Source organism: Streptomyces sp. SDr-06 (assembly GCF_003324565.1).
GTDB lineage: Bacteria > Actinomycetota > Actinomycetes > Streptomycetales > Streptomycetaceae > Streptomyces.
In genome coordinates, this window is sequence record NZ_QOLA01000018.1 from 32,300 (window position 1) to 56,426 (window position 24,127).

Genomic DNA, 24,127 nt, shown 5'->3' on the forward strand with positions numbered 1-24,127 from the left:
CTTCGCCGCTCCCGGCCCCGGGACTGGGCAGTTTGGTTACTCGTAAGTAGCATGGGCCGGGTGAGCGCGCGCTCAGTCGCGTGCGCAGCAGTGCAGTGCCACCCCGCACCCTGGAGGAGAGCCATCGTGCCTCGTACCGTCAGGGACGTCGTCTTCGTCGACGGCGTCCGCACCCCGTTCGGCAAGGCGGGCCCGAAGGGCATCTACCACGAGACCCGGGCCGACGATCTGGTCGTCAAGGCGATCCGCGAGCTGCTGCGCCGCAACCCGGCCCTGGACCCCGCGAAGATCGACGAGGTCGCCATCGCGGCCACCACGCAGATCGGTGACCAGGGTCTGACCCTGGGCCGCACGGCCGGCATCCTCGCGGGCCTCCCGCAGTCCGTGCCCGGCTACTCCATCGACCGCATGTGCGCGGGCGCCCTGACCGCCGTGACCTCGGTCGCCGGCTCGATCGCGTTCGGCGCGTACGACGCCGTCATCGCCGGTGGCGTCGAGCACATGGGCCGCCACCCGATGGGCGAGGGCGTCGACCCGAACCCGCGGTTCGTCAGCGAGAAGCTGGTCGACGAGTCCGCCCTCTTCATGGGCATGACCGCCGAGAACCTGCACGACCGCTACCCCCAGATCACCAAGCTGCGTGCCGACGAGTACGCGGTGCGCTCGCAGGAGAAGGCCGCCAAGGCCTACGCCGACGGCAAGATCCAGCAGGACCTGGTCCCGATCTCGGTGCGCAACACCAACGCCGAGGTGGGCGAGACCGGTTGGGGTCTGGTCACCGCCGACGAGCCGATGCGCCCGGGCACCACCCTGGAGAGCCTGGCGAACCTGAAGACGCCGTTCCGCGTCCACGGCAACGTCACCGCGGGCAACGCGGCCGGCCTCAACGACGGCGCCACCGCGTCGATCATCGCGTCCGAGGAGTTCGCGCGCGAGAACGGCCTCCCGGTCAAGATGCGCCTCGTCTCGTACGCCTTCGCCGGCGTCGAGCCGGAGGTCATGGGCTACGGCCCGATCCCGGCCACCGAGAAGGCGCTCGCCAAGGCGGGCCTGACCATCGGTGACATCGACCTCTTCGAGATCAACGAGGCGTTCGCCGTCCAGGTCCTCGCCTTCCTGGACCACTACGGCATCGCCGACGACGACGCGCGCGTCAACCAGTACGGCGGCGCCATCGCCTACGGCCACCCGCTCGCCTCCTCCGGCGTACGTCTGATGACGCAGCTGGCGCGGCAGTTCGAGGAGCAGCCGGAGGTCCGCTACGGCCTCACCACCATGTGCGTCGGCTTCGGCATGGGCGCCACGGTCATCTGGGAGAACCCGCACCACAAGGACGCCGGAGGCAGCAAGTGAGCACCACCACCGCTGAGCTTCTCAAGGGCGCGGCCGAGCTGTTCCCGGACGAGGTCGTGACGTCCGCGAACGTCCGCCACCTGGAACTTCCCTACGGCGCCGGGCGCTTCGCGCTCATCACGCTCGACAACGGCTTCGACCACACCAAGCCGACCACCTTCGGCCCCGGCTCGCTGGCGAACCTCAACGCCGCCATCGACCAGGTCGAGAAGGAGGCCGCCGAGGGCAGCATCGTCGGCGTCGGCGTCACCGGCAAGCCGTTCATCTTCGCGGTCGGCGCCGACCTCAAGGGCGTCGAGATCCTGAAGCGCCACGAGGACGCCCTGGCCATCGGCAAGAGCGGCCACGAGGTCTTCAAGCGGCTTTCGGGTCTCGCCGTTCCGACCTTCGCGTACTACAACGGCGCGGCCATGGGCGGCGGTGTCGAGGTCGGTCTGCACTGCACCTACCGCACCGTCTCCAAGGCGCTGCCCGCGTTCTCGCTGCCCGAGGTCTTCCTCGGCCTGGTCCCGGGCTGGGGCGGCTGCACGCTGCTCCCCAACCTGATCGGCGCCGAGAAGGCCGTCTCGGTCATCATCGAGAACTCGCTGAACCAGAACCGCCAGCTCAAGGGCAAGCAGGTCTTCGAACTCGGCATCGCCGACGCCCTCTTCGAGGGTGCCGACTTCCTGGAGCGGTCGCTCGTGTGGACCGCTCAGGTCCTCAAGGGCGACGTCACCGTCGAGCGCCCCGAGGTCGACCGCGGCGAGGCCTGGGACCAGGCCGTCGCCAAGGGCCGCTTCATCGCCGACTCGAAGGTGCACGGGGCCGCCCCGGCCGCCTACCGCGCCCTCGACATCATCGCGGCGTCGAAGGACGGCGACCTCCAGGCCGGTTTCGACGCCGAGGACAGCGCGCTCGCCGACCTGATCATGGGTGGCGAACTGCGGTCCGGCATCTACGCGTTCAACCTGGTGCAGAAGCGCGCCAAGCGGCCCGCCGGCGCCCCGGACAAGAACCTCGCGCGCCCGGTCACCAAGGTCGGCGTCGTCGGCGCGGGCCTGATGGCCTCGCAGCTGGCCCTGCTGTTCCTGCGCCGCCTCGAGGTGCCGGTCGTCCTGACCGACATCGACCAGGAGCGCGTCGACAAGGGTGTGGGCTACGTCCACGCCGAGATCGACAAGCTGCTCTCGAAGTCCCGGATCAACCAGGACAAGGCCAACCGTCTCAAGGGCCTGGTCTCCGGTGTCCTCGACAAGGCCGAGGGCTTCTCGGACGCCGACTTCATCATCGAGGCCGTCTTCGAGGAGATCGGCGTCAAGCAGCAGGTGTTCGCGGAGGTCGAGGCGGTCGCTCCGGCGCACGCGATCCTCGCCACCAACACCTCCTCGCTGTCGGTCACCGAGATGGCGTCCAAGCTGAAGCACCCCGAGCGGGTCGTCGGCTTCCACTTCTTCAACCCGGTCGCGATCCTGCCGCTCCTGGAGATCGTCCGCGGCGAGCAGACCGACGACGTCTCGCTGGCCACGGCGTTCGGCGTGGCGCGCAAGCTGAAGAAGACCGCGGTCCTGGTGAAGGACGCCCCGGCGTTCGTCGTCAACCGCATCCTGACCCGCTTCATGGGCGAGATCCAGAACGTCATCGACGAGGGCACCCCGGTCGCCGTCGCCGAGAAGGCCGTCGAGCCGCTCGGTCTGCCGATGTCGCCGCTGGTCCTGCTCGAACTGGTCGGCCCGGCCATCGGCCTGCACGTGTCCGAGACCCTCAACCGCGCCTTCCCGGACCGCTTCACGGTCTCGGAGAACCTGGCCGCGGTCGTCAAGGCGGGCAAGCGCGGCTTCTACGTGTACGACTCCGGGAAGCCGGAGCTGGACCCGGAGGTCGCGGCCCTCCTCAAGCAGGGCGATGTCGTCCTGACCGAGGAGCAGACCCGTGACCGCGTCCTGGACGCGGTGGCGCAGGAGATCGGTCTGATGCTGGACGAGGGCGTCGTCGCCGAGGCCCAGGACATCGACCTCTGCCTGATCACGGGCGCCGGCTGGCCCTTCCACCTGGGCGGCATCACGCCGTACCTGGACCGCGAGGGCGTCTCGGAGCGCGTGAACGGGAAGAAGTTCCTGGCGCAGGGCGTCGCGAGCGTTCCCGCGTAGCACCGTCCCGAAGCAGAGGCCCCGCACTTCGGTGCGGGGCCTTCGCCGTGCGCCCGACTTCCGCGCCGGACAAGCCTGTTGACGGTAGGTCAGGGATGTCCGCGCCCCGCGCGGGCGGAACGACGCGCCTCAGGGCGCGGGAAGCCCCCGCGCGCGGCCACGCACGATCCGCGGGCGGAAGGGACCGGGACGGGGCATACGGAGGCCCGGGCCGCGCCGCGGTCCCGGGCCTTCTCCGTCGTGCGGTGCGTCAGACCTGCTGCCAGGCCTCCAGGGCGAGGCCCGGCTCGTCCGTGCGCTGGCGGGTGATCCGGAGACCGCCCTCGGGGGTGAACACGCCGAGCACGATCCTTCCGTCGGCGTCCAGCGCCAGCGCCGGGGCGCCCGCGCAGACCTCGCCGGTCGGGGTCCAGGTGACCCCGGCGCCCTCCTGCTCGCTGGGGTAGGCCGCTATCGAGGGACGGCCGTCGCGGTCGCGCTGGGCGAGGACGGTGCAGTCGACGCCGTCGATCTCCTTGCGCAGCAGCGCGACCGGGCCCGAACCCCGGCCGCCGAGCGGTGTGGCGGGGCCGTCGCCGCGCCAGGCGCGCAGCTCGCCGGACTTGGCGTCGCGCAGGAAGAAGGTGATGCGGCCGCCCTCGCCGGTCACCAGACCGTCGATGGTGCCCGTCTCCGGGTCGGCCGCCAGCTTCTCGATCTCCTCGAACTTGGCGTCGGCTGCGGCCCGTTCGAAGCGCATGACACCGGTGTTGGACGGGGCGTGGATGACCATCCGGCCGGCCTCGCCCGCCACCACCGATATCGAGCGGTCGGCCCCGTTTCCGTTGAGGTCGGCCCAGCCCGCCCACTTGCCGGAGGGCTCCTGGCCGCGTGCGGAGACCCCGCCGAAGGCGTTGCGCACCACGATCTGGGCGTTGCCCGCCGAGTCCACGCCCACCGAGGGGTGGCCCATCTTGAGGCCCTTCTCCCAGTCGCGCCTCGGGTACGGGGAGCCGACGACGGCCCAGTTCTTGACCGGGCGGCCCGTCTGGTACTGGATGGCGTGGACCAGCTCGACCCAGGTGCCGCCGTCCTCCATGGGGGTGTGCCGCAGCGCCGTCAGGTGCACATAGCCGTCGGCGCCCTGGGCGATGGAGAGGTGCGACTGGAGGCCCTGGCCCGGCGCGACCAGCTCGGGGCCGCTCCAGGCGCCGCCCGGCCGCGACTCGGTCCAGCGTGCCACGCCGCCGGGGGCGGGCGCGTACGCGGAGAGCCGGCCGTCCTTGCCGAGCCGGAGCCAGCCGGTGACCGTGGGGCGCCCGTCCTCGGTCGCCACGACCGGGGTGGCGGGGGTCGGGGCGGTGACGATGCCGCCGGTCCTGGCGGGCTGCCCGTTCGATGCCTGTCGAGACCTCAGTGCCATGGTCCACGACCACCTTTCCCCACCGGATCCGCGCGGCGCGTCCGGGTCCAGCAAACCAGCGACTTTCTGCCGACCATAACACTGGTCAGTACCCCTGATTTCCCCTGGTATTTCCGTCCCGACGTGCGGCTTTTCGGCACTCGGCGCAAGCGGGGCGGGCGGGGTTCCGGTCGGGCCGTTGGGCCGGTCGGGTGAGGGTCAGTCGGTGCGTGCGTAAAAGACGGCGCCGTCCACCACGGCGGTCCTCTCGTACCGGGAGGCGAGGAAGCGGCGCAGGCTGGGGAGCCGGTCCGCGGCGTAGGGCAGGCCCCGGGAGTCGTCCACGATCAGCGCCGGGGGGCGGTCGGTGAGCTCGGCGCGGAACACCGGCCAGGTGCCGTCGATCCCGTACTTCTCCCCCACCTGGGGTCCGTCCCGGCCGCCGCTGTAGTTGGTGAGCAGCCCCGCCGTCAGGTAGCGGCTGGCCGGGGCACGGCGGGCCAGCCAGTACGTCTCGGGGTGTATCCCCCACACCAGGACCCGGTCGGCGGGCCCGGTGCGGGCCTGGACCGCGGCGGCGAGGCGCTCGGTGTGGGCGAGGTCCGGGCGCGGGGCGAGGAGGCCCCACAGCACGAAGAGGGCGCAGGCGCAGGCGGAGGTGAGCAGCGCGCTGGTGAGCCGGTGGGTGGGCAGGATCTGGAGCGCGCCGGTGGCGAGCAGGACCAGGGGCGGGGTGAGCTGGAGGTAGTAGTGGCCGAAGAAGTGGCAGCCGAGCAGGACGGCGCCCGCCGACGCGATCAGCCAGAGCCACAGGTCGGCGGCGCCGGTCCGCGCGATGCGCAGCACCCGCACGACCGGCGGCAGCAGTCCGGCGCAGCCCGCGGCCCAGAGGGCGGTGTTGGCCAACCCGCGGAGCAGGACGTGGAGTTCGGAGCCGGTGAAGGAGGCGTACGCCGCGGAGCCGGTGACCGTCCAGAACAGGAAGCGGGAGGGACCGGTGAGCAGGGCCACCGCGAGGACGGGCAGCGTGACACCGACTGCCGTACGCAGCACGGGATTTCGCCGGGGTGCGGGCCGCTGCCAGAGCAGCCACAGGACGGGGACCAGGGCCGCGCCGCCGGTCTGCTTGGTGAGGCAGGCCCCGGCGACGGCGAGGCCGGCCCGGGTCCACTGGCCCCGGTCCGCGCACCGCACGGCCGCCGCGGTGAAGGGCAGCATGAACACCTCGAAGGTGGCGGCCTGGGCGTCCTCGGGGTTGAGCCCCACCGAGACGAGCAGATGGAGGACGCCGGCGGCACGGCCCGCGCGGTCGCCCCAGCGGCGGCGGGCGGTGGAGGCGAGCGCGAGGGCGGTGAGCAGCTGCGCCGCGACGGCGGCGAGGCGGAGCGGGCCGAGCGAACCGTCGCCGCACAGCGCGAACGCGGCCTCGTACAGCCAGGGCAGCAGCGGCGGTTTGCGGTCGACGACCGTGCCGTAGAGCGTGCCGCCGCCGGCCAGGAGCCGCGCCTGGACGGCGAGATAGCCCTCGTCCGGGTTCCACAGCGGGTGCCGGAACGAGGGGACGCGGGTGAGCAGGACGAGGACGGCGAGGACCGGAACCAGCCGCCCCCAGTAGCGGTGCGGGGCGGTCGCGGGCGGGTCCGAGGGGCGGCGGCGCTGGCCCGGCAGCCCACGCCTGGTCACGGTTCGTAGCGAGGGCGGCGGCTCGGCGAGCATGCGGGCCACCCTATGCGGCCCCGTACGCCCGGTTCAGGAGGGACATTCGGGGCCGCGCTGCAATCGGGCCCCGATTACTGGGGGTTGCGACCGGGCTGCCGGGCCTCGACGCGGCTGTGCCGGCGGCCGTAGCCGAAGTAGATGACGATGCCGATCGCCATCCAGATGCCGAACCGGATCCAGGTCTCGGCGGGCAGGTTGAGCATCAGCCACAGCGAGGCGGCCACCGCGGCCGCGGGCACCCAGGGCACCAGCGGGGTGCGGAAGGCGCGGGGCAGGTCGGGGCGGGTGTGGCGCAGGATGACGACGCCCACCGCGACGACGACGAAGGCGAACAGGGTGCCGATGTTGACCAGTTCGGCGAGTTCGCTGAGGCTCGTGAAGCCCGCGACGATCGCGATGATCACGCCGAGCAGGATGGTCGGCCGGTGCGGGGTACGGAACCGCGGGTGGACGTGCGAGAAGAACCGGGGCAGCAGCCCGTCCCGGCTCATCGCGAAGAACACCCGGGTCTGGCCGAGCAGCAGGATCATGCACACCGTGGTCAGGCCCACGGCGGCGCCGAAGCTGATGACACCCGCGAAGAAGGGGTGGCCGGTGGCCTTGAAGGCGTCGGCGAGCGGTGCGTCGACCGAGAGGTCGGTGTAGTGCTGCATGCCGGTGACGACGATGGAGACGGCCACGTAGAGGATCGTGCAGATGAGGAGGGAGCCGAGGATGCCGCGCGGCATGTCGCGCTGCGGGTTCCTGGTCTCCTCGGCGGCGGTCGCCACGACGTCGAAGCCGATGAAGGCGAAGAAGACGACCGAGGCCGCGGTGAAGATGCCCATCACGCCGAAGTTGGTGGGCGCGTAGCCGGACATCAGCTGGATGAGCGGGGCCTTGAGGTCGCTGCCCGCGGTCTGCGGCTGCGCGGTGGGGATGAACGGTGAATAGTTGCCGGACTTGATGAAGAACGCGCCCGCCACGATCACGATGAGCACGACGGTCACCTTGACGGCGACGACCACCGAGGTGACCCGGGCGGACAGCTTCATGCCGAGGACGAGGATGGCGGTGAGCACCAGGACCAGGGCGGCCGCGAGGATGTCGAAGCCGAACCCGTGGGCGCCGTCGCGGCCGCTGAGCGCCTCGGGCAGGTGCCAGCCCGCGTTGTCGAGCAGGGAGCGGACGTAGCCGGACCATCCGACGGCCACCACCGCCGTGCCCAGGGCGAATTCGAGCACCAGGTCCCAGCCGATGGTCCAGGCCGGCAGCTCGCCGAGCGAGGCGTAGGAGAAGGTGTACGCGGACCCGGCCACCGGCACGGTGGAGGCGAACTCGGCATAGCAGAGCGCGGCCAGCGCGCAGACGACGCCCGCCACCACGAATGCGAGGGAGACCGCGGGTCCCGCGTTCTCCTTGGCGACCTTGCCGGTGAGGACGAAGATGCCGGTGCCGATGATGACTCCGACCCCGAAAACGGTGAGGTCGAGCGTGGACAGGGACTTTTTGAGCGCGTGTTCTGGCTCCTCTGTGTCCTGAATTGACTGCTCGATCGATTTGGTCCGGAACAGACTGCTACTGGCCACCCGTGCACCTCCGCTAGCTCAACGTCCTCGCCATGATCGGGAGGACTGGCGCTACGGGTACCGGGCCGAGCCCGTTATTCACGCGAACGGGCCGGACCGATCACCCGTACAGGGAGATCGGTCCGGCCCGTTGACCCGGCGGTCACATGATCAGTCGCGGGCGGGCTCCACGGCGGCCCGGCTCTCCTCGAACCGGCCGTCCAGCTTGGAGACCAGGCCCGTGACCTGACGGGCGATGTCCGGCGCGGTCAGACCGATCTCCGCCATGACCTCGCCGCGCGAGGCGTGGTCGAGGAAGCGCGGCGGGATGCCGAAGTCGCGCAGCGGCACGTCGACGCCCGCGTCGCGCAGCGCCTGGCTGACGGCCGAACCGACGCCGCCCACACGGCTGTTGTCCTCCACCGTGACGACGACGCGGTGCTTCTCGGCGAGCGGCGCCATGGCCTCGTCGACCGGCTTGACCCAGCGCGGGTCGACCACGGTCGTCGAGATGCCCTGGGCGTCGAGGAGGTCGGCGATCTCCAGGCACATCGGCGCCAGTGCGCCGACGGAGACCAGGAGCACGTCCGGGCGCACGGCGTCGGAGGACGGCTGCCGCAGCACGTCCATGCCGCCCACCTTGCCGACGGCCTTGACGGCGGGGCCGACCGCTCCCTTGGAGAAGCGCACGACGGTGGGGGCGTCGTCGACCTCGACGGCCTCGCGCAGCTGGGCGCGCACCTGGTCGGCGTCGCGCGGGGCCGCGATCCTGAGGTCGGGCACGACCTGGAGGATCGACATGTCCCACATGCCGTTGTGCGAGGCCCCGTCGGTGCCGGTGACACCGGCCCGGTCGAGCACGAAGGTCACCCCGCACTTGTGCAGGGCCACATCCATGAGGACCTGGTCGAAGGCGCGGTTGAGGAACGTGGCGTACACCGCGAACACCGGGTGCAGACCGCCGGTGGCCAGACCCGCGGCCGAGACCGCGGCGTGCTGCTCGGCGATGCCCACGTCGTAGACGCGCTCGGGGAAGGCCTTGGCGAACTTGTCGAGGCCGACCGGCTGGAGCATGGCCGCGGTGATGGCGACGATGTCCTCGCGCTCCTTGCCGAGCCGGACCATCTCCTCGCCGAACACCGAGGTCCAGTCGAGGCCGGAGGTCGAGACCGGGAGGCCGGTGTCGGGGTGGATCTTGCCGACGGCGTGGAAGCGGTCGGCCTCGTCCGCGAGCGCCGGCTGGTAGCCGCGGCCCTTCTCGGTGAGGCAGTGCACGATGACCGGGCCGCCGAAGCGCTTGGCCCGCTGCAGGGCCGACTCCAGGGCGTCGATGTCGTGGCCGTCGATGGGGCCGACGTACTTCAGGCCGAGGTCCTCGAACATGCCCTGCGGGGCGATGAAGTCCTTCAGGCCCTTCTTGGCGCCGTGCAGGGTCTCGTACAGCGGCTTCCCGACGACCGGGGTGCGTTCCAGGAGGTCCTTGCCCTTGGCCAGGAAGCGCTCGTAGCCGTCGGTGGTGCGCAGGGTGGCCAGGTGGTTGGCGAGGCCGCCGATGGTCGGCGCGTAGGAGCGCTCGTTGTCGTTCACCACGATCACGAGCGGGCGGTCCTTGGCGGCGGCGATGTTGTTCAGCGCCTCCCAGGCCATGCCGCCGGTCAGCGCGCCGTCGCCGATGACGGCCACCACGTGGTCGTCCTTCTTCAGCACCTCGTTCGCCTTGGCGAGGCCGTCGGCCCAGCCGAGGACCGTGGAGGCGTGGCTGTTCTCGATGAAGTCGTGCTCCGACTCACCGCGCGCCGGGTAGCCGGACAGGCCGCCCTTCATCTTCAGGCGGGAGAAGTCCTGGCGCCCCGTGAGGAGCTTGTGGACGTAGCTCTGGTGTCCGGTGTCCCAGAGGACCTTGTCCTTCGGGGATTCGAAAACGCGGTGCAGTGCGATGGTCAGTTCCACCACACCGAGGTTCGGACCGAGGTGTCCGCCGGTCTTGGAGACCGCGTCCACCAGGAAGGCCCGGATCTCTGCCGCCAGCTGGTCGAGCTGCTCCGGGTTGAGCCGGTCAAGATCGCGCGGTCCCCTGATACGGGTAAGCAGCGGCACCCGTGCCTCCTTGCATCCGTGCTGGTCGAGCATGCCGATCCGTTGAGTCTAATGTTCCGCCCGCGCCCGCGGTCGCGGGGCGGTGCGTTCCGCGTCACCCGTGTGGCTGACAAGCGCGGCCGCGCACAGAGGTGCCCGGCGCCTCAGGGGCACCGGGCACGTCGGCTGTCGCGCAGGTCAGGCGCGGCCCGCGGACTTCTGGGTCTTCCGGGTGACGGCGTCGATGATCACGGTGAGCAGAAGCACACCACCGGTGATCATCTGCTGAATCGCGGAGGCGACGCCTTCGAGCGCCAGGCCGTACTGGATCGAGACGATCACCAGCACGCCGAGGAGCGCGTTCCAGGTGCGGCCGCGGCCGCCGAAGAGGCTGGTGCCGCCGATGACGGCCGCCGCGATGGCGTTCATCAGCAGGTCGCCGCTGCCGGCGCTCTGGTTGGCCGCGCTGATCTTGGAGGCGATGAAAAGACCGCCGACCGCCGCGAAGGTGCCCGAGATCGCGTAGACCGACGTGCGGATCATCACGATGTTGATACCGGCGCGGCGCGAGGCCTCGACGCTGCCGCCGAGCGCGAAGATCTTGCGGCCGTACGCGGTGCGGCGGAGCACGAAGTCGGTGACGATCAGCACCGCGAGGAAGATCACCACGGCCAGCGGCAGGCCCTTGTACTGGTTGAACATGAAGGCCGCGGCGAAGGCCACGATCGCCAGCAGCACCGTGCGCAGCACGATCTCGTTGAGCGGCCGCGACGGCACGCCCGCTGCCTCACGGCGGCGGTTGTCGAAGAACGCGGAGAGGAAGAACACCGCGACAGCCACGGCGGCGGCGCCGTAGGCCACCGCGACATCGCTGAAGTAGTAGTTCGACAGGTTGTAGAAGACGCCGGAGCCGTTGGTGTTGATCGTGCCGTTGTCGCCCAGGATCTTCAGCATGAAGCCGTTCCAGAACAGCAGACCGGCCAGCGTGACGGCGAAGGCGGGGACGCCGATCCGGGCGAAGATGAAGCCGTGGATGGCGCCCGCGACCGTACCCGAGAGGATGGCCAGGACCAGCGCCAGCCACTCGGGCGTGCCGTGCAGGATGCTGAGCACCGCGAAGGACGCGCCCGCCACACCGCTGACCGAACCGACCGACAGGTCGATCTCGCCGAGCAGCAGCACGAAGACGATGCCGACGGCGATCATGCCCGTCCCGACCATGGCGACCGAGATGTTGGAGAGGTTGCCCGCGGTGAGGAAGTTGGAGTTCAGGCTCTGGAAGACGATGCAGATGATAACCAGGCCGACGATCACGGGCAGCGCGCCCAGTTCACCGGCGCGTACCTTGCGCTTCAGTTCGCCGACGTAGCCGGCGAAGCCCTGCTCGCGCACCAGCAGCCGGGGGTCGACCGCGGTGGAGGCGGCCTCGGCGGCGGGCGGCGCGTCCACGGGGGCCGCGGCCGGCTTGCCGAGGTCGGCCGGGGAGGTCTTGTCGGTGCTCACTTCTGAACCTCCGCGTTGCGCGCCGCACGGCGGGTCACGGCATTGTCCGTGGCCCCGGTGATGGCGGAGATGATCTCTTCCTGCGTGGTGGTCTTCACGTCGAAGACACCGTTGTTCCGGCCGAGCCGGAGCACCGCGACCTTGTCGGCGACGGCCTTCACATCGGCCATGTTGTGGCTGATGAGGATGACCGCGTGGCCGCGCTCGCGCAGCCGCTCCACCAGGTCGAGGACCTGCGCGGTCTGCTCGACGCCGAGGGCCGCGGTCGGCTCGTCGAGGATGACGAGCTTGGGCTCGCCGAGCATCGAACGGGCGATGGCCACGGTCTGGCGCTGGCCGCCGGAGAGGGAGGCGATCGGGATGCGCACGCTCGGGATGCGGATCGACAGCGTGGTGAGCAGCTCGCGCGAGCGGCGCTCCATCTCGACCTCGTCGAGGATGCCGCGCTTGCGCAGCTCGCGACCGAGGTAGAGGTTGCCGACGACGTCGATGTTGTCGCACAGCGCGAGGTCCTGGTAGACGGTCGCGATGCCCAGGCTCTGGGCGTCGTGCGGCTTGGCGATCTGGACGGCCTTGCCCTCCCACTCGATGACGCCGTCATCGATGGGGTGCACGCCGGCGATCGTCTTGACCAGCGTGGACTTTCCGGCGCCGTTGTCGCCCACCAGGGCGACCACTTCACCGGCGTGGACCTCAAGCTCTACGTCGGTGAGCGCCTGAACGGCACCGAACCGCTTGGAGACCCCGCGCAACGCCAACACGGGCGTAGCGGACACGTGAACCATCTCCTTCGCCGCCTGACCGGCGGGGATGCCGCGCCCGGAGGGGTGGGGGCGCGGAGGTCGAGCAGAAGAGAACAGCAAGGGGGAAACGTTCCGTCCGGCGCCCGCGCCCTCGCGGGGGCTGGAGCGGGCGCAGGGCGCCGGACGAGTGGAGGGGCTCAAGTCCCGTGTGGTGAAGGGGACTTGGCGAGGAACCTACTTGAGGCCGAGGGCGTCGCAGGCAGCCTTGTAGTTGCCCGTGCAGATGTCGGCGATCGTGTAGATCTTGTCCTTGATGACGGTGTCGTTGATGTTGTCCTTGGTCAGCGAGACGACCGGGACGATCGTGGACGGGACACCCTTGGTGGTCGGCGAGTCGACCTTCTTGGCGCCGAGCGAGCCGAGGTCCTGGCCCTTGGCGAGCTTGACGGCCATCTCGGCGGCGATGGCGTCCTCCTGCGGGTACGACTTGTAGACGCTCATGTACTGCTCGCCCGTGATGATCCGCTGCACACCCGCGAGCTCGGCGTCCTGGCCGGTGACCGGGGGGAGCTTGGCGAGGCCGGCCGCCTTGAGGGCCGTGATGATGCCGCCCGCCATGCCGTCGTTGGCGGAGTAGACGCCGATGACCTTGTCCTTGCCGAGGGCCGAGAGCGCGGCCTCCATGTTGGCGTTGGCGTTCTCGGGCTTCCACTCCTTGGTGTCGTACTCCTTCCCGATGTTCACCTTGCCGTCGAGCTCGGCGTGGGCGCCCTTCTTGAAGAGCGCGGCGTTCGGGTCGGTGACGGCGCCGTTCATCATGACGATGTCGCCGGACTTGGCCTTGTCGCCCAGGGCCTGGAGGAGGGCCTTGCCCTGCACGTGGCCGACTTCCTCGTTGTCGAAGGACACGTAGGAGTCGATGGGACCCTCGGCGAGGCGGTCGAAGGCGACGACCGGGATGCCCGCGTCCTTGGCCTTCTTGACCGAGCCCGCGATGGCCTTGGAGTCGACCGAGTCCACGATGAGCGCGTCCACCTTGTTGGTGATCATCGTGTCGGCCTGCTGGTTCTGGGTCGTCGCGTCCTGCTTGGCGTTCGCGTAGACGATCTGGCCCTTGCCGTTGGTCAGCTCCTTGACCTTGGCCTCGATCAGCGGCTTGTCGAACTTCTCGTAGCGCGCGGTCTGGTTCTCGGGGAGCAGCAGGCCGATCTTGAGGTCGTCGCCCTTCTTGGCGCTGCTGGTGCCGGACGACTTGGTGCCGCCGCCCGACTCCTTGGCACTGCCACAGGCGGCGAGCGAGACGGCCATCGCGGTGGCGGCAACGGCTACAGCGGCACGACGCATGTTCGTGTTCACTTCAGAAACCTCCCTGACGAGGCCGCGACGTTGCGGCCGAGGTGGCTGGAAGTCAACTCGGCGTTAAGCCCACCGTCAAGGAGTAAATCCTTAACGAGATGACAACGGTGCCATCCGTTATCTAAGTGAAGGCAGGCGCCGAGGCAGGCAGAGCGCTGTCCAACAGGGTGGAATCCCCCATTTCACTCAGGACGAGGGCGAGCGCGCCGAGCACCTCCGCACGGCCGCCGAGCGCCCCCGGAAGAACCGACAACTGCCGTGCGGCGCTGGGGATCGCGTACCGCGACACCGAGTCCCGGATGGGCCCGAGCACGAGCTCTCCGGCCTCCGCGAGGTCGCCGCCGAGGACCACCCGGCTCGGGTTCAGGAGGTTGCACAGGTTGGCGACACCGCTGCCGATGTGGCGCCCCACGTCCGCGATCACGCGGCGGCAGCCCGGGTCGCCCTCGCGGGCCAACTGGACCACGCGCTCCATGGTCAGGTCGGCGCCGTGGCTGGATTGCAACAGGGGGAGCACGTAGCGGGCCGCGGCGAAGGTCTCCAGGCAGCCGCGGTTGCCGCAGCGGCACACCGGGCCCGACTCGTCCAGGGTGATGTGCCCGATCTCGCCCGCGGTGCCGCCGGGGCCCCGGTAGATCTGCCCCTCTATCACCAGGCCGGCGCCGACACCGCTCGCCACCTTGATGTACGCCAGGTCCCTGACCCCGCGGCCGCCGCCCCAGACCAGCTCGCCGAGCGCGCCCAGGTTGGCGTCGTTGTCCACGTACACCGGGACGCCCAGGCGCCCCGAGAGCTCCTCGCTGGGGTTGATGCCGGTCCAGCCCGGCAGGATCGAGGTGGAGCCGAGCGTGCCGGACTCCACGTCGATGGGGCCGGGCACGCCGAGGCCCACCCCGATGACCTTGTCCTGGCCGATGCCGGTGGCCGCGATCAGCCGCTTGACCAGCTCTTCCGCCCGGTCGAAGCCCTCCGCCGAGGAGGCGTCGACATCGAGCGGCTCGGACTCCTCGGCGAGCACCTGGTGCGCCAGGTTGCCGACGGCCACCCTCAGGTGCGTATGGCCGAAATCGACGCCGATGACGATGCCCGCCGAGCCGCTGAGCGAGACGCTGCGGGCCCGCCGGCCGCCCGCCGAGGTGGGCGTGACCTCGACGGTCCCGCCGTCCTTCAGCTCGCGGACGATGTTGGAGACCGTGGCCGCGGACAGGCCCGTCGTTCTGGCGATCTCGGCCTGGGTGAGGGAGCCCGCCATGCGCACGGCGCGCACGACCCGCTCGAGGTTGGCCCGGTGCAATGACGTCTGCGACCCCGGAGTCTCCATCGACTCATCCACTCCCGCCGTAGGCGGACGGCACGACGGCCGCCCCCGCACGGAGCCGCAGCAATGAGGCCCCGTCTTTTCTCCAACATGTGAACTCTAAGCTCAGCCTTCAGGGTGGTCTCCCGTCAAGACCTGAGCAGATGCGGAGCCCGGCGCCCACAACGCCGGACCGCCCGTGGGCAAGGGCCCACGGGCGGTCGGGGGGGAGGGGTGGAAGGCGGCGGCGTTACTTGAGGGCGCCCGCCGTCAGGCCCGCCTGGACCTGCTTCTGGAAGACGACGTACACGGCGAGCACGGGCAGCATCGCGATGGTGAGGCCCGCGAAGAGCGCCCCCCAGTCGCCCTGGTAGCCCTGCTGCACGGCGAGGTCCGCGAGACCCTGGGTGAGCACCCAGTTCTTGGTGTCGCCCTGGTTGAGCACCAGCGGCAGCAGGTACTGGTTCCACTGCCCGAGCACGTTGAAGATGCCGATGCTGATGATGCCGGGCTTGGCCATCGGCAGCATGATCTGGAAGAAGGTGCGGGTGTGCGAGGCCCCGTCGATCAGCGCGGCCTCGGCGACCGTGGTCGGCAGCGTCCGGAAGAACGCCGTCATGAAGAACACCGTGAACGGCAGCGAGTACGCGATGTAGATCAGGATCAGACCGGGCAGCGTGTTGAGGACCCCGAGGTTCTTCGCGACGAAGAACAGCGGTACGAGCACCATCACCACGGGGAACGCCATGCCGCCGACGAACAGGAAGTAGATGAACCTGTTGCCGGGGAACTCGAAGCGGGCCAGCACATAGGCCGCCATCGAACCGAGCAGCATGGTGCCGAAGGTCGAAACACCCACCACGAACGCGGTGTTGAGGAAGTACTGCCCGATGTTTGCCTTGCTCCAGGCCCGCGACCAGTTGTCGAAGTGGAACTCGGTGGGCAGCGACCAGGGGTGGGTCAGGATGTCGCCGGAGGTCTTGAACGAGCTCCACAGCGCCCACAGCAGGGGTACGCCCACCATGAGCGCCCACACCACCAGGAACACATGGCTGAACGCGTTGAGCACACCCCCCTCGCTGCTGCGCCACTTCCAGCGGGCCGCGCTCGCGGCGGGTGCGGACGACTGCTCGCCGTCAACCTTCATCGTTTCGGTCGTCATCGCGCCACCCCTAGAATTCGATGCGCTCGCGGCGCGAAAGACGCATGCTGAGAATGGCGAACACCAGGGTCACGATGAGCATCGCGACACCCATGGCGGCGGCCATTCCGTACTGGCTGTTGTCCCGGAACGCCGTCTTGTAGAGGAGCAGCGGGACCACGTCGGTGGATTCGTCGGGGCCGCCGACGTTCACGGACATCAGCTGTACGTAGATGAACGCGTCCATGGCGATGATGCCCATGTAGACCCAGGCGGTGGCCACCGTGTCGCGCAGCAGCGGCAGGGTGATCCGGAAGAACGTCTTGACCTTGGAGGCGCCGTCCAGGAGCGCCGCCTCGTAGATCTCGGCCGGAATGGAGGCCATTCCGGCCGAGAACAGGACGACGTAGAAACCGACGTTCGCCCAGACCATCACGACCATGATGCAGATCAGCGCGATGCTGGAGTCACCGAGCCAGGACTGCTGGAGCGAGCTCAGACCGACGTCCGCCAGAAGGGAGTTGAGCATCCCGTTCTGGGGGTCGGGGTTGTAGATCTGCTGCCACAGGATCGCGATGATCGTGATCGAGAGGACCTGCGGGAAGAAGAAGATCACCTTGTAGAAGCCGGAGCCCCGCACGCCGGCGACCCCCGCAGAACCCCTGCGACGGCCGCCGACGTTCAGCATGAAGGCGAAGAAGAGACCGAGGGCCAGCGTGACGACCGGCACGAAGAGGAGCAGAAGGACGTTGTGCCACAACGCCTTCCAGAACAGGTCGTTGTGAATCAGTTTCTGATAGTTGTCCAGCCCGATGAAGTTCTTCTCGGGCGTCAGTCCGCTCCAGCTCGTCATCGAGATCTGGAAGTCCTGGAGGAACGGCGAGATCACGAGGACCCCGTACAGCGCCAGGGGAATTGCCAGGAACCCGATGATGAACCGGTACTTGCCGTGTCGCATGTCGCCGGTCGCTCTCGTCTCAGCCAGTAAGGGTAAGCGCCCTCGTCAGAGGTGCTTGAACTTCGGGACGGAGGAGTCCTTCTTGGTGTCGTCCGACGCCTTCTGGGCCTTGTCCATCCACTCGGCTGCCTTGATCTTGCCGGTGAGCAGGTCCAGGGTCAGGTTGCCGATGGTCTCGTTGTTCAGCTTCTTGTACCAGTCCTGCAGACGGGAGTTGAGCACATTCGGCCCGGCCGCCTTCAGGGCCGCGTTCGCGGAGGTCAGGCCCGGGGTGAGGCTGAGACCGTCGGCGGCGCCCTGCACACAGGTCAGCGACTTGATGGCGTTGGTGAAGTTGGTGGTCTGCTTCTTGCTGAGCATGATGCGCAGCAGTTCCATGCCGCCGACCGGGTTCTTGCCGTCCTTGGCGACGATGAAGGGCTCGCCGGCCGCCGCGTACAGGGCGCCGAAGGGGAGCTTGTCGCTCGGCCCGGAGCCGATGAGGGAGCCGACCGCGAGGTCGAAGTCCTTCGGCATGGTGGGCGCGGCCTCGTTCTCGACCCAGGAGCCGTCGGCCACCATGGCGGCGCGGCCCTGCGTCCAGGCGGTCTGCATCTGGATGTGCGTCATGCCCTCGGAGCCCTGCAGGAAGTAGCCCTGGCCGGCCAGCTCCTCGTAGTACGTGATGACTTCCTTGACCGCGTCGGTCTTGAAGGCGCCGTCGTCGAGGTTGTCGATCGCGTTGAGGGCCTCCTTGCCGCCGACCTTGCCGATCTGGTGCAGCAGGTCGAAGTGCACGTAGTAGGGGTACTTGCCCGGGTACGTGAAGGGGGCGATGCCCGCGGCCTTGATCTTCTTGCAGAGGGCCAGCATGTCCGAGAAGGTCTGCGGGTACGTCCAGCCCTTCTCCTTGAACAGCTTGTTGGAGTAGAAGCTGCCGTAGACGGTGAACGCGTAGTTGAACGCGTACATCTCCTTGGAGCCGAACTGGCCCTGCTCGACGGTGCCGGCGATGAGGACGTCGCGGATCTTCTTCGACGGGTCGTCGATGGTGGGCGCGTCCAGGAGCGGGGTGAGGTCCTGGAGCTTGCCGGTCTTGGCGAGGGCCGCGGTGTCGAGGTTGTCGGCGCCGGAGTTGTCCATGAAGTCCGGCGGGGTGCCGCCCGCGAAACGCGGCTGGAGCTTGGGGCCGATCGCCTGCGTGCCGGTGTGCTTGATGGTGATGCCGTACTTGGCGTTGTAATCGGCCTCGGCGGACTTGATGTAGTCGTCGCCGAAGCCTCCCTTGAAGACGAACGCCTCAAGGGCGGTGCCCTTGTTGACGCCGAGCGGATTGTCCGCCGACTTGGTGCCCTGGGAGCTCGGCTTCTTGGTGGTGTCACCGCCGTCGGAACTCGCACACGCGCTCAGCAGTGAGGTCGCCGGCACAGCCAGCAGGCCGATTGCCATGGCCCGCTTGAGTGCGTCACGGCGGTTGATCTCGGATCCCATGCTCAAGTCCTCGCCTTCTCCAGGACTCATGCGGTGCAGCGGAATCCGCCGACGCCCGCGAACAGTTGAAGCGTGAGTGATGCCGTACATCCATCGCGGAGGCTGCCCGGTCCCGGGCCGACCGGCCCGCACGCGGTTCCCCCCGCCCGCGTTCAGCGGGTTGCCCGGACGCCGACAGGTATAGTCCACTTCCCGTCAACTGAGCAAGATCGAAAGCAGGGTTGGCCGAGGTTCTTTCCCGAGTTGAGACCTCGCGGATATATCCATTGGTACGTACCAATGTGGATGAGGGTGCTCCTTTTGACGCGCATTACACACCTTGACGTCTGCATTGCCCCTGTTGATTCAGGCCATCCATTCCTTCTCAACACCCTTGACATGAACAGCCACTTGCCGTGCTACTGGATCCTGCGTTTCCACTCTGACAACGTTGTCCACCTCGCAAACGCCGGCTCACCCCGGCTTGCACCGAAGGAAAGGGCCCGCATGCTGCCCAGATCCCGGTACCGACGAGGACCGGCGGCCGCCCTGGTGGCCGCCTCGTTCCTGCTCGTAGTGACGGCGCAGTCGGCCGTCGGTGCGCCCTCCGCGACCGCCCAACCCGACCGCGGCGGCGGCCGGTTCAGCACCTCGTTCGAAACGGGCCAGCCCCAGCCGGACTGGACCAATACCGTCGATACCGACCGCGCCGGGAACAAGCGGTCCTCGGGCGTCGACGGCGGCTTCACCAGCGGCATACCGGGCAACGTGACCGACAGGGTCACCGATGTCCGGGCCAGCGCGGAGAACACCGACGGCGGCGAGGTGAAGGAGAATCTCGTCGACGGGCAGCCCAGCACGAAATGGCTCGCCTTCCAGCCCACCGCTTGGCTCGAATTCGATCTGTCCGAACCGGTGAAGACGGTCACCTACGCGTTGACGTCCGCCAACGACGCCCCCGAACGCGACCCCAAGGACTGGACGCTGAAGGGATCGGCGGACGGCAAGGACTGGAAGACCCTGGACAGCCGCACCGGCGAGAGCTTCAAGGACCGCTTCCAGACCAAGACGTACGACTTCCCGGGCACCACGGCGTACGCGCACTACCGCCTGGAGATCACCGCCAACCACGGCGCCCCCATCACCCAGCTCGCCGACATCCAGTTCTCCAACGGCGACACCAGCACCCCGATCCCCCCGGACATGCGCACCGCCCCGGACCGCGGCCCCGGCGGCTCCCCCACCGCCAAGGCGAACGCGGGTTTCACCGGGAAGCGGGCGCTGCGCTACGCCGGCACCCACAAGGCGGACGGCCGGGCCTACTCGTACAACAAGGTCTTCGACGTGGACCTGCCGGTCGGCCGGGACACCGAGCTCGACTACAAGATCTTCCCGTCGATGACGGAGACCGACCTCACCTACCCGGCCACCAACGTGTCCGTGGACCTCGCCTTCACGGACGGCACCTATCTGAGTGACCTCAAGGCGCTCGACGCGCACGGCGGTCTGCTCAGCCCGCAGGGCCAGGGTGCCGCCAAGACGCTCTACGTCAACCAGTGGAACCACGTGTCCTCGCTGATCGGCACCGTCGCCGCCGGCAAGCGCGTGGCCCGGATCCTGGTGGCGTACGACTCGGTCAAGGGGCCCGCCAAGTTCCAGGGCTGGATCGACGACCTCTCGATCGCGCCGAAGAAGCCCGAGAAGCCGCTCGCGCACCTCGCGGACTACGCGCTCACCACCCGCGGCACCCTTTCCAGCGGCTCCTTCTCGCGCGGCAACAACTTCCCCGCGACGGCGGTCCCCAACGGCTTCAATTTCTGGACGCCGGTGACCAACGCCGGTTCGCAGGACTGGCTGTACGACTACGCGCGCCGCAACAACGCCGACAACCTGCCGATGCTCCAGGCCTTCAGCGCCAGTCACGAGCCGAGCCCCTGGATGGGCGACCGGCAGACCTTCCAGGTGATGCCGTCCGCGGCGGCCGGGACCCCCGACGCCTCCCGGACCGCCCGCGCGCTGCCCTTCCGGCACGAGAACGAGACCGCGAAGCCGTACTACTACGGCGTCACCTTCGAGAACGGTCTCAAGACGGAGATCACGCCGACCGACCACGCGGCGATGATGCGCTTCACCTATCCCGGTGACGACGCGAGCCTGATCCTCGACAACGTCACCAACCAGGGCGGGCTCACCCTCGACCCGGCGACGCGTTCCTTCACCGGCTTCTCGGACGTGCGGAGCGGCCTGTCGGCGGGCGCCGGACGGCTCTTCGTGTACGGCGTCTTCGACACCGCGGTGACCGCGAGCGGCAGGCTGGCGGGCGGCGGGGGCGCCGACGTCACCGGCTACGCGCGCTTCGCACCCGGCAAGAACCGCACGGTGACCCTGCGCCTGGCGACCTCACTCATCAGTGTGGACCAGGCGAAGGCGAACCTGGCGGCCGAGATTCCCGCGAGGACCGGGTTCGACCAGATCAAGGACCGGGCGCGGCAGGCCTGGGACAACATCCTGGGCCGCATCGAGGTCGAGGGTGCCTCGCACGACCAGCTGACCACCCTGTACTCCTCGCTCTACCGGCTCTACCTCTACCCCAACTCCGGTTTCGAGAAGGTCGGTTCGAAGAACCAGTACGCCAGCCCGTTCTCGCCGAAGACCGGCGCGGACACCCCCACCCACACCGGCTCGAAAGTCGTCGACGGCACGGTGTACGTCAACAACGGGTTCTGGGACACCTACCGCACGACCTGGCCCGCCTACTCGCTCCTCACCCCGAAGAAGGCCGGCGAGATGGTCGACGGCTTCGTGCAGCAGTACAAGGACGGCGGCTGGATCTCCCGCTGGTCCTCGCCCGGCTACGCGGACCTGATGACCGGCACGAGTTCGGACGTCGCGTTCGCCGACGCCTATGTGAAGGGCGTGAAGTTCGACGCCGAGGCCGCGTACGAGGCGGCCCTGAAGAACGCCACCGTCGCCCCGCCCTCCTCCGGCGTCGGCCGCAAAGGCATGGACACCTCCCCCTTCCTCGGCTACACCCCGACCTCGACCCCCGAGGGCCTGTCCTGGTCGATGGAGGGCTATGTCAACGACTACGGCCTCGCGCAGCTGGGCCAGGCGCTGTACGCGAAGACGAAGAAGCCCCGTTACAAGGAGGAGTCCGCGTACTTCATGGGCCGCGCCCAGAACTACGTGAAGCTCTTCGACGCCAAGGCGGGCTTCTTCCAGGGCAAGGACGCGAACGGCCAGTGGCGCGTGGACAGCGCGAAGTTCGATCCCCGGGTGTGGGGTTACGACTTCACCGAGACCAATGGCTGGGGCTACGCCTTCACCGCCCCGCAGGACTCGCGCGGCCTCGCCAACCTGTACGGCGGCCGGGCGGGCCTCGCCAAGAAGCTGGACGCCTACTTCTCCACTCCCGAGACGGCGTCGCCCGAGTTCGCCGGTTCGTACGGCAGCGTCATCCACGAGATGACCGAGGCGCGTGACGTGCGGATGGGCCAGTACGGCCACTCCAACCAGGTCGCCCATCACGTGACGTACATGTACGACGCGGCGGGCGAGCCCTACAAGGCGCAGGAGAAGATCCGCGAGGTCCTGAGGCGTCTGTACAACGGCAGCGAGATCGGACAGGGCTACCTCGGTGACGAGGACAACGGCGAGCAGTCGGCCTGGTACGTGTTCTCGGCGCTCGGCTTCTACCCGCTGGTGATGGGCAGCGGCGAGTACGCGATCGGCTCTCCCCTCTTCACCAAGGCGACCGTCCATCTGGAGAACGGCCGCGACCTGGTGGTGAAGGCGCCGCGGAACAGCGCGCGGAACGTGTACGTGCAGTCCCTGAAGGTCGACGGGAAGCCGTGGAACTCGACGGCGCTCCCGCACGACCTGCTCGCGCGCGGCGGCACGCTCGACTTCACGATGGGGGCGCGTCCCTCGTCCTGGGGCACCGGCAAGAACGCGGCGCCGGTCTCCATCGCCAAGGACGACCAGGTGCCCGCTCCCCCGGCCGACGTGATCACCGGCTCGGGCCCGCTGTTCGACAACTCCTCCGCGACCTCGGCCGAGTTCGGCCCGACGGATCTTCCCGTCAGCAAGGCCACGAAGGCCACGCAGTACACGCTGACCTCGGCCACCGCCGGGACGGCTCCCTCGGCCTGGGTCCTCGAAGGATCACAGGACGGAACGAAGTGGACGGAGTTGGACAGGCGAACCGGTGAAACCTTCACCTGGGACCGCCAGACGAGGGTGTTCTCGATCCATTCGCCCGGTTCCTACACCCATTACCGAATAGTTCCCGCGGCGAAGGCCACGCTGGCCGAATTGGAGCTACTCGCCCCGTCCGCAAACTAGTTGACACGCAAAGATTGCGTGAAAGGATCCAGAAGATCTCGCGTCGCGCCTCGACCAGGCGCGGCGCGTCTCTTCCTCGACATGGAGAAATACGTGGCCATACTTTCCGGCCGTAAGGGCGGTCGCGCCCTGTCCCGCATCGCCGTCGCGGCGATCGCAGCCGCCCTCGTGGGCACGACGGCGGGTGCGGCTTCCGCCGACAGCACGCCGGCCCCCGCCGCGGCGACGGCAGCGCAGAAGGTCGCCCAGGCCAAGGGCAAGCAGTCCCCCTCCGCCCAGAAGCGCGCCTTCGCGGCGGGCAGCGAGACCCCGGCCGCGGAAACGTTCCCGCTCACCGCGGCGGACGGTTCGGGCACCGTCTACATGTACCCGCCGAACGGTTCGGGCGGTTTCGGTGACCGTCAGGCCCTGGGCAACGGCTGGAACGTGATCAGCCAGGCGACCCAGGTCGACAACAACAAGGACGGGGTCGCCGACGCCTGGTACACCCTGGGCACCAACGGCCACCTGTACTTCGCGCCCCTTGAAGAGAACTCCGTCGTGAAGGACCTCGGCGGCGGCTGGAACGCCTACGACCGCGTCTTCTCGCCGGGCGACCTCGGCGGCGCCCCGGCCGACGACCTGCTGGCCCGTGACAAGTCCGGCGTGCTGTGGCTCTACACGGCCAAGGGCGACGGCTCCTTCACCCCGCCCGTCAAGCTGGGCGCGGGCTGGGGTGTCATGACCAAGATCGCCGGTCGCGGCGACATGAACGGTGACGGCAAGGCCGACATCATCGCCGTCGACAACGCGGGCACCGGCTGGCTGTACCCGGGCACCGGCAACTGGGCCGCCCCGTTCGGCAACCGCGTCAAGCTCGGCGGTGGCTGGAACACCTACAACACCCTGGTCGGCCTCGGCGACCTGAACTTCGACGGCAAGGCGGACCTCATCGGCCGCGACGCCGACGGCGGCCTGTGGTTCTACCCGGGCACCGGCACCACCAACGGCGCCCCCTTCAAGGACCGCGTCAAGGTCGGCACCGGCTGGAACGGCATGCGCCTGATGTTCTGATCCATCGGCCGCACCCGGGCAAGGCCCGTACTCCCCTGCGGAGTACGGGCCTTGTCTCGTATGTGCCGACAAGTCACC

Annotated in this window: 15 protein-coding genes; 4 read left to right on the forward strand and 11 right to left on the reverse strand. The window is 69.1% G+C overall.

The annotated features are described in order from the left end of the window. Positions 1–126: 126 nt before the first annotated feature. Positions 127–1,353, forward strand: coding sequence for a thiolase family protein (locus tag DT019_RS28795; protein ID WP_114039868.1), 1,227 nt, complete (start codon positions 127–129; stop codon positions 1,351–1,353). Next, complete coding sequence (locus DT019_RS28800) at positions 1,350–3,482, forward strand: 3-hydroxyacyl-CoA dehydrogenase NAD-binding domain-containing protein (RefSeq protein ID WP_114039869.1); 2,133 nt, start codon at positions 1,350–1,352, stop codon at positions 3,480–3,482. Before DT019_RS28795 ends, DT019_RS28800 begins: the two co-directional genes overlap by 4 nt. A gap of 250 nt (positions 3,483–3,732) precedes the next feature. On the opposite strand, the gene DT019_RS28805 is transcribed toward DT019_RS28800, so the two are convergent. The 11 genes from DT019_RS28805 to ngcE form a co-directional block, all read right to left on the reverse strand. Further along, complete coding sequence (locus DT019_RS28805; RefSeq protein WP_223279821.1) at positions 3,733–4,884, reverse strand: hypothetical protein; 1,152 nt, start codon at positions 4,882–4,884, stop codon at positions 3,733–3,735. A 198-nt stretch (positions 4,885–5,082) separates the two neighbouring features. Continuing rightward, the gene (locus DT019_RS28810; RefSeq protein ID WP_114039870.1) at positions 5,083–6,579 is read right to left on the reverse strand and encodes an ArnT family glycosyltransferase; all 1,497 of its coding nucleotides are present in this window, start codon (positions 6,577–6,579) and stop codon (positions 5,083–5,085) included. A 74-nt stretch (positions 6,580–6,653) separates the two neighbouring features. Continuing rightward, positions 6,654–8,150 (reverse strand): amino acid permease, encoded by a 1,497-nt coding sequence (locus DT019_RS28815; protein WP_114039871.1) that lies wholly within the window; start codon positions 8,148–8,150, stop codon positions 6,654–6,656. A 150-nt stretch (positions 8,151–8,300) separates the two neighbouring features. Further along, on the reverse strand, positions 8,301–10,226 hold the full coding sequence (gene dxs / locus DT019_RS28820) for a 1-deoxy-D-xylulose-5-phosphate synthase (RefSeq protein WP_114039974.1): 1,926 nt from the start codon (positions 10,224–10,226) through the stop codon (positions 8,301–8,303). A 177-nt stretch (positions 10,227–10,403) separates the two neighbouring features. Beyond that, a complete protein-coding gene (locus tag DT019_RS28825) occupies positions 10,404–11,708 on the reverse strand; it encodes a sugar ABC transporter permease (RefSeq protein ID WP_114039872.1) in 1,305 nt (434 codons plus the stop codon). After that, positions 11,705–12,493, reverse strand: coding sequence for an ATP-binding cassette domain-containing protein (locus DT019_RS28830; RefSeq protein WP_114039873.1), 789 nt, complete (start codon positions 12,491–12,493; stop codon positions 11,705–11,707). The genes DT019_RS28825 and DT019_RS28830 overlap by 4 nt, the downstream gene beginning before the upstream one ends. 192 nt (positions 12,494–12,685) lie before the next feature. Then, entirely contained in the window at positions 12,686–13,795 is a 1,110-nt protein-coding gene (locus DT019_RS28835) for a sugar ABC transporter substrate-binding protein (protein ID WP_189390032.1), read from the reverse strand. A gap of 133 nt (positions 13,796–13,928) precedes the next feature. Beyond that, complete coding sequence (locus DT019_RS28840; RefSeq protein ID WP_114039875.1) at positions 13,929–15,128, reverse strand: ROK family transcriptional regulator; 1,200 nt, start codon at positions 15,126–15,128, stop codon at positions 13,929–13,931. A gap of 226 nt (positions 15,129–15,354) precedes the next feature. Next, positions 15,355–16,251 carry a carbohydrate ABC transporter permease gene (locus DT019_RS28845; RefSeq protein WP_223279825.1) on the reverse strand — a complete coding sequence of 299 codons (897 nt, stop codon included), beginning with the start codon at positions 16,249–16,251 and terminating at the stop codon, positions 15,355–15,357. A gap of 25 nt (positions 16,252–16,276) precedes the next feature. Continuing rightward, on the reverse strand, positions 16,277–17,203 hold the full coding sequence (locus tag DT019_RS28850; protein ID WP_114039877.1) for a carbohydrate ABC transporter permease: 927 nt from the start codon (positions 17,201–17,203) through the stop codon (positions 16,277–16,279). A gap of 45 nt (positions 17,204–17,248) precedes the next feature. After that, complete coding sequence (ngcE, locus tag DT019_RS28855; RefSeq protein WP_114039878.1) at positions 17,249–18,673, reverse strand: N-acetylglucosamine/diacetylchitobiose ABC transporter substrate-binding protein; 1,425 nt, start codon at positions 18,671–18,673, stop codon at positions 17,249–17,251. Between the two features lie 486 nt (positions 18,674–19,159). On the opposite strand from ngcE, the gene DT019_RS28860 reads away from it, so the two are divergent. After that, positions 19,160–22,996: a GH92 family glycosyl hydrolase gene (locus tag DT019_RS28860; RefSeq protein ID WP_114039879.1), complete on the forward strand. Its 3,837-nt coding sequence runs from the start codon at positions 19,160–19,162 to the stop codon at positions 22,994–22,996. A gap of 93 nt (positions 22,997–23,089) precedes the next feature. Then, positions 23,090–24,049, forward strand: a complete 960-nt coding sequence (locus tag DT019_RS28865; RefSeq protein WP_114039880.1) for an FG-GAP repeat domain-containing protein — start codon at positions 23,090–23,092, stop codon at positions 24,047–24,049. The last annotated feature ends 78 nt before the right edge of the window (positions 24,050–24,127 follow it).

What these genes read in the sequence shown, in the direction of transcription:
- DT019_RS28805 (WP_223279821.1), bottom strand. Translation starts at nt 4,884, where the DNA reads ATGGCACTGAGGTCTCGACAGGCATCGAACGGGCAGCCCGCCAGGACC.
- DT019_RS28810 (WP_114039870.1), bottom strand. Translation starts at nt 6,579, where the DNA reads ATGCTCGCCGAGCCGCCGCCCTCGCTACGAACCGTGACCAGGCGTGGG.
- DT019_RS28830 (WP_114039873.1), bottom strand. Translation starts at nt 12,493, where the DNA reads ATGGTTCACGTGTCCGCTACGCCCGTGTTGGCGTTGCGCGGGGTCTCC.
- DT019_RS28835 (WP_189390032.1), bottom strand. Translation starts at nt 13,795, where the DNA reads ATGCGTCGTGCCGCTGTAGCCGTTGCCGCCACCGCGATGGCCGTCTCG.
- DT019_RS28840 (WP_114039875.1), bottom strand. Translation starts at nt 15,128, where the DNA reads ATGGAGACTCCGGGGTCGCAGACGTCATTGCACCGGGCCAACCTCGAG.
- DT019_RS28845 (WP_223279825.1), bottom strand. Translation starts at nt 16,251, where the DNA reads ATGAAGGTTGACGGCGAGCAGTCGTCCGCACCCGCCGCGAGCGCGGCC.
- DT019_RS28850 (WP_114039877.1), bottom strand. Translation starts at nt 17,203, where the DNA reads ATGCGACACGGCAAGTACCGGTTCATCATCGGGTTCCTGGCAATTCCC.
- ngcE (WP_114039878.1), bottom strand. Translation starts at nt 18,673, where the DNA reads ATGGGATCCGAGATCAACCGCCGTGACGCACTCAAGCGGGCCATGGCA.
- DT019_RS28860 (WP_114039879.1), top strand. Translation starts at nt 19,160, where the DNA reads ATGCTGCCCAGATCCCGGTACCGACGAGGACCGGCGGCCGCCCTGGTG.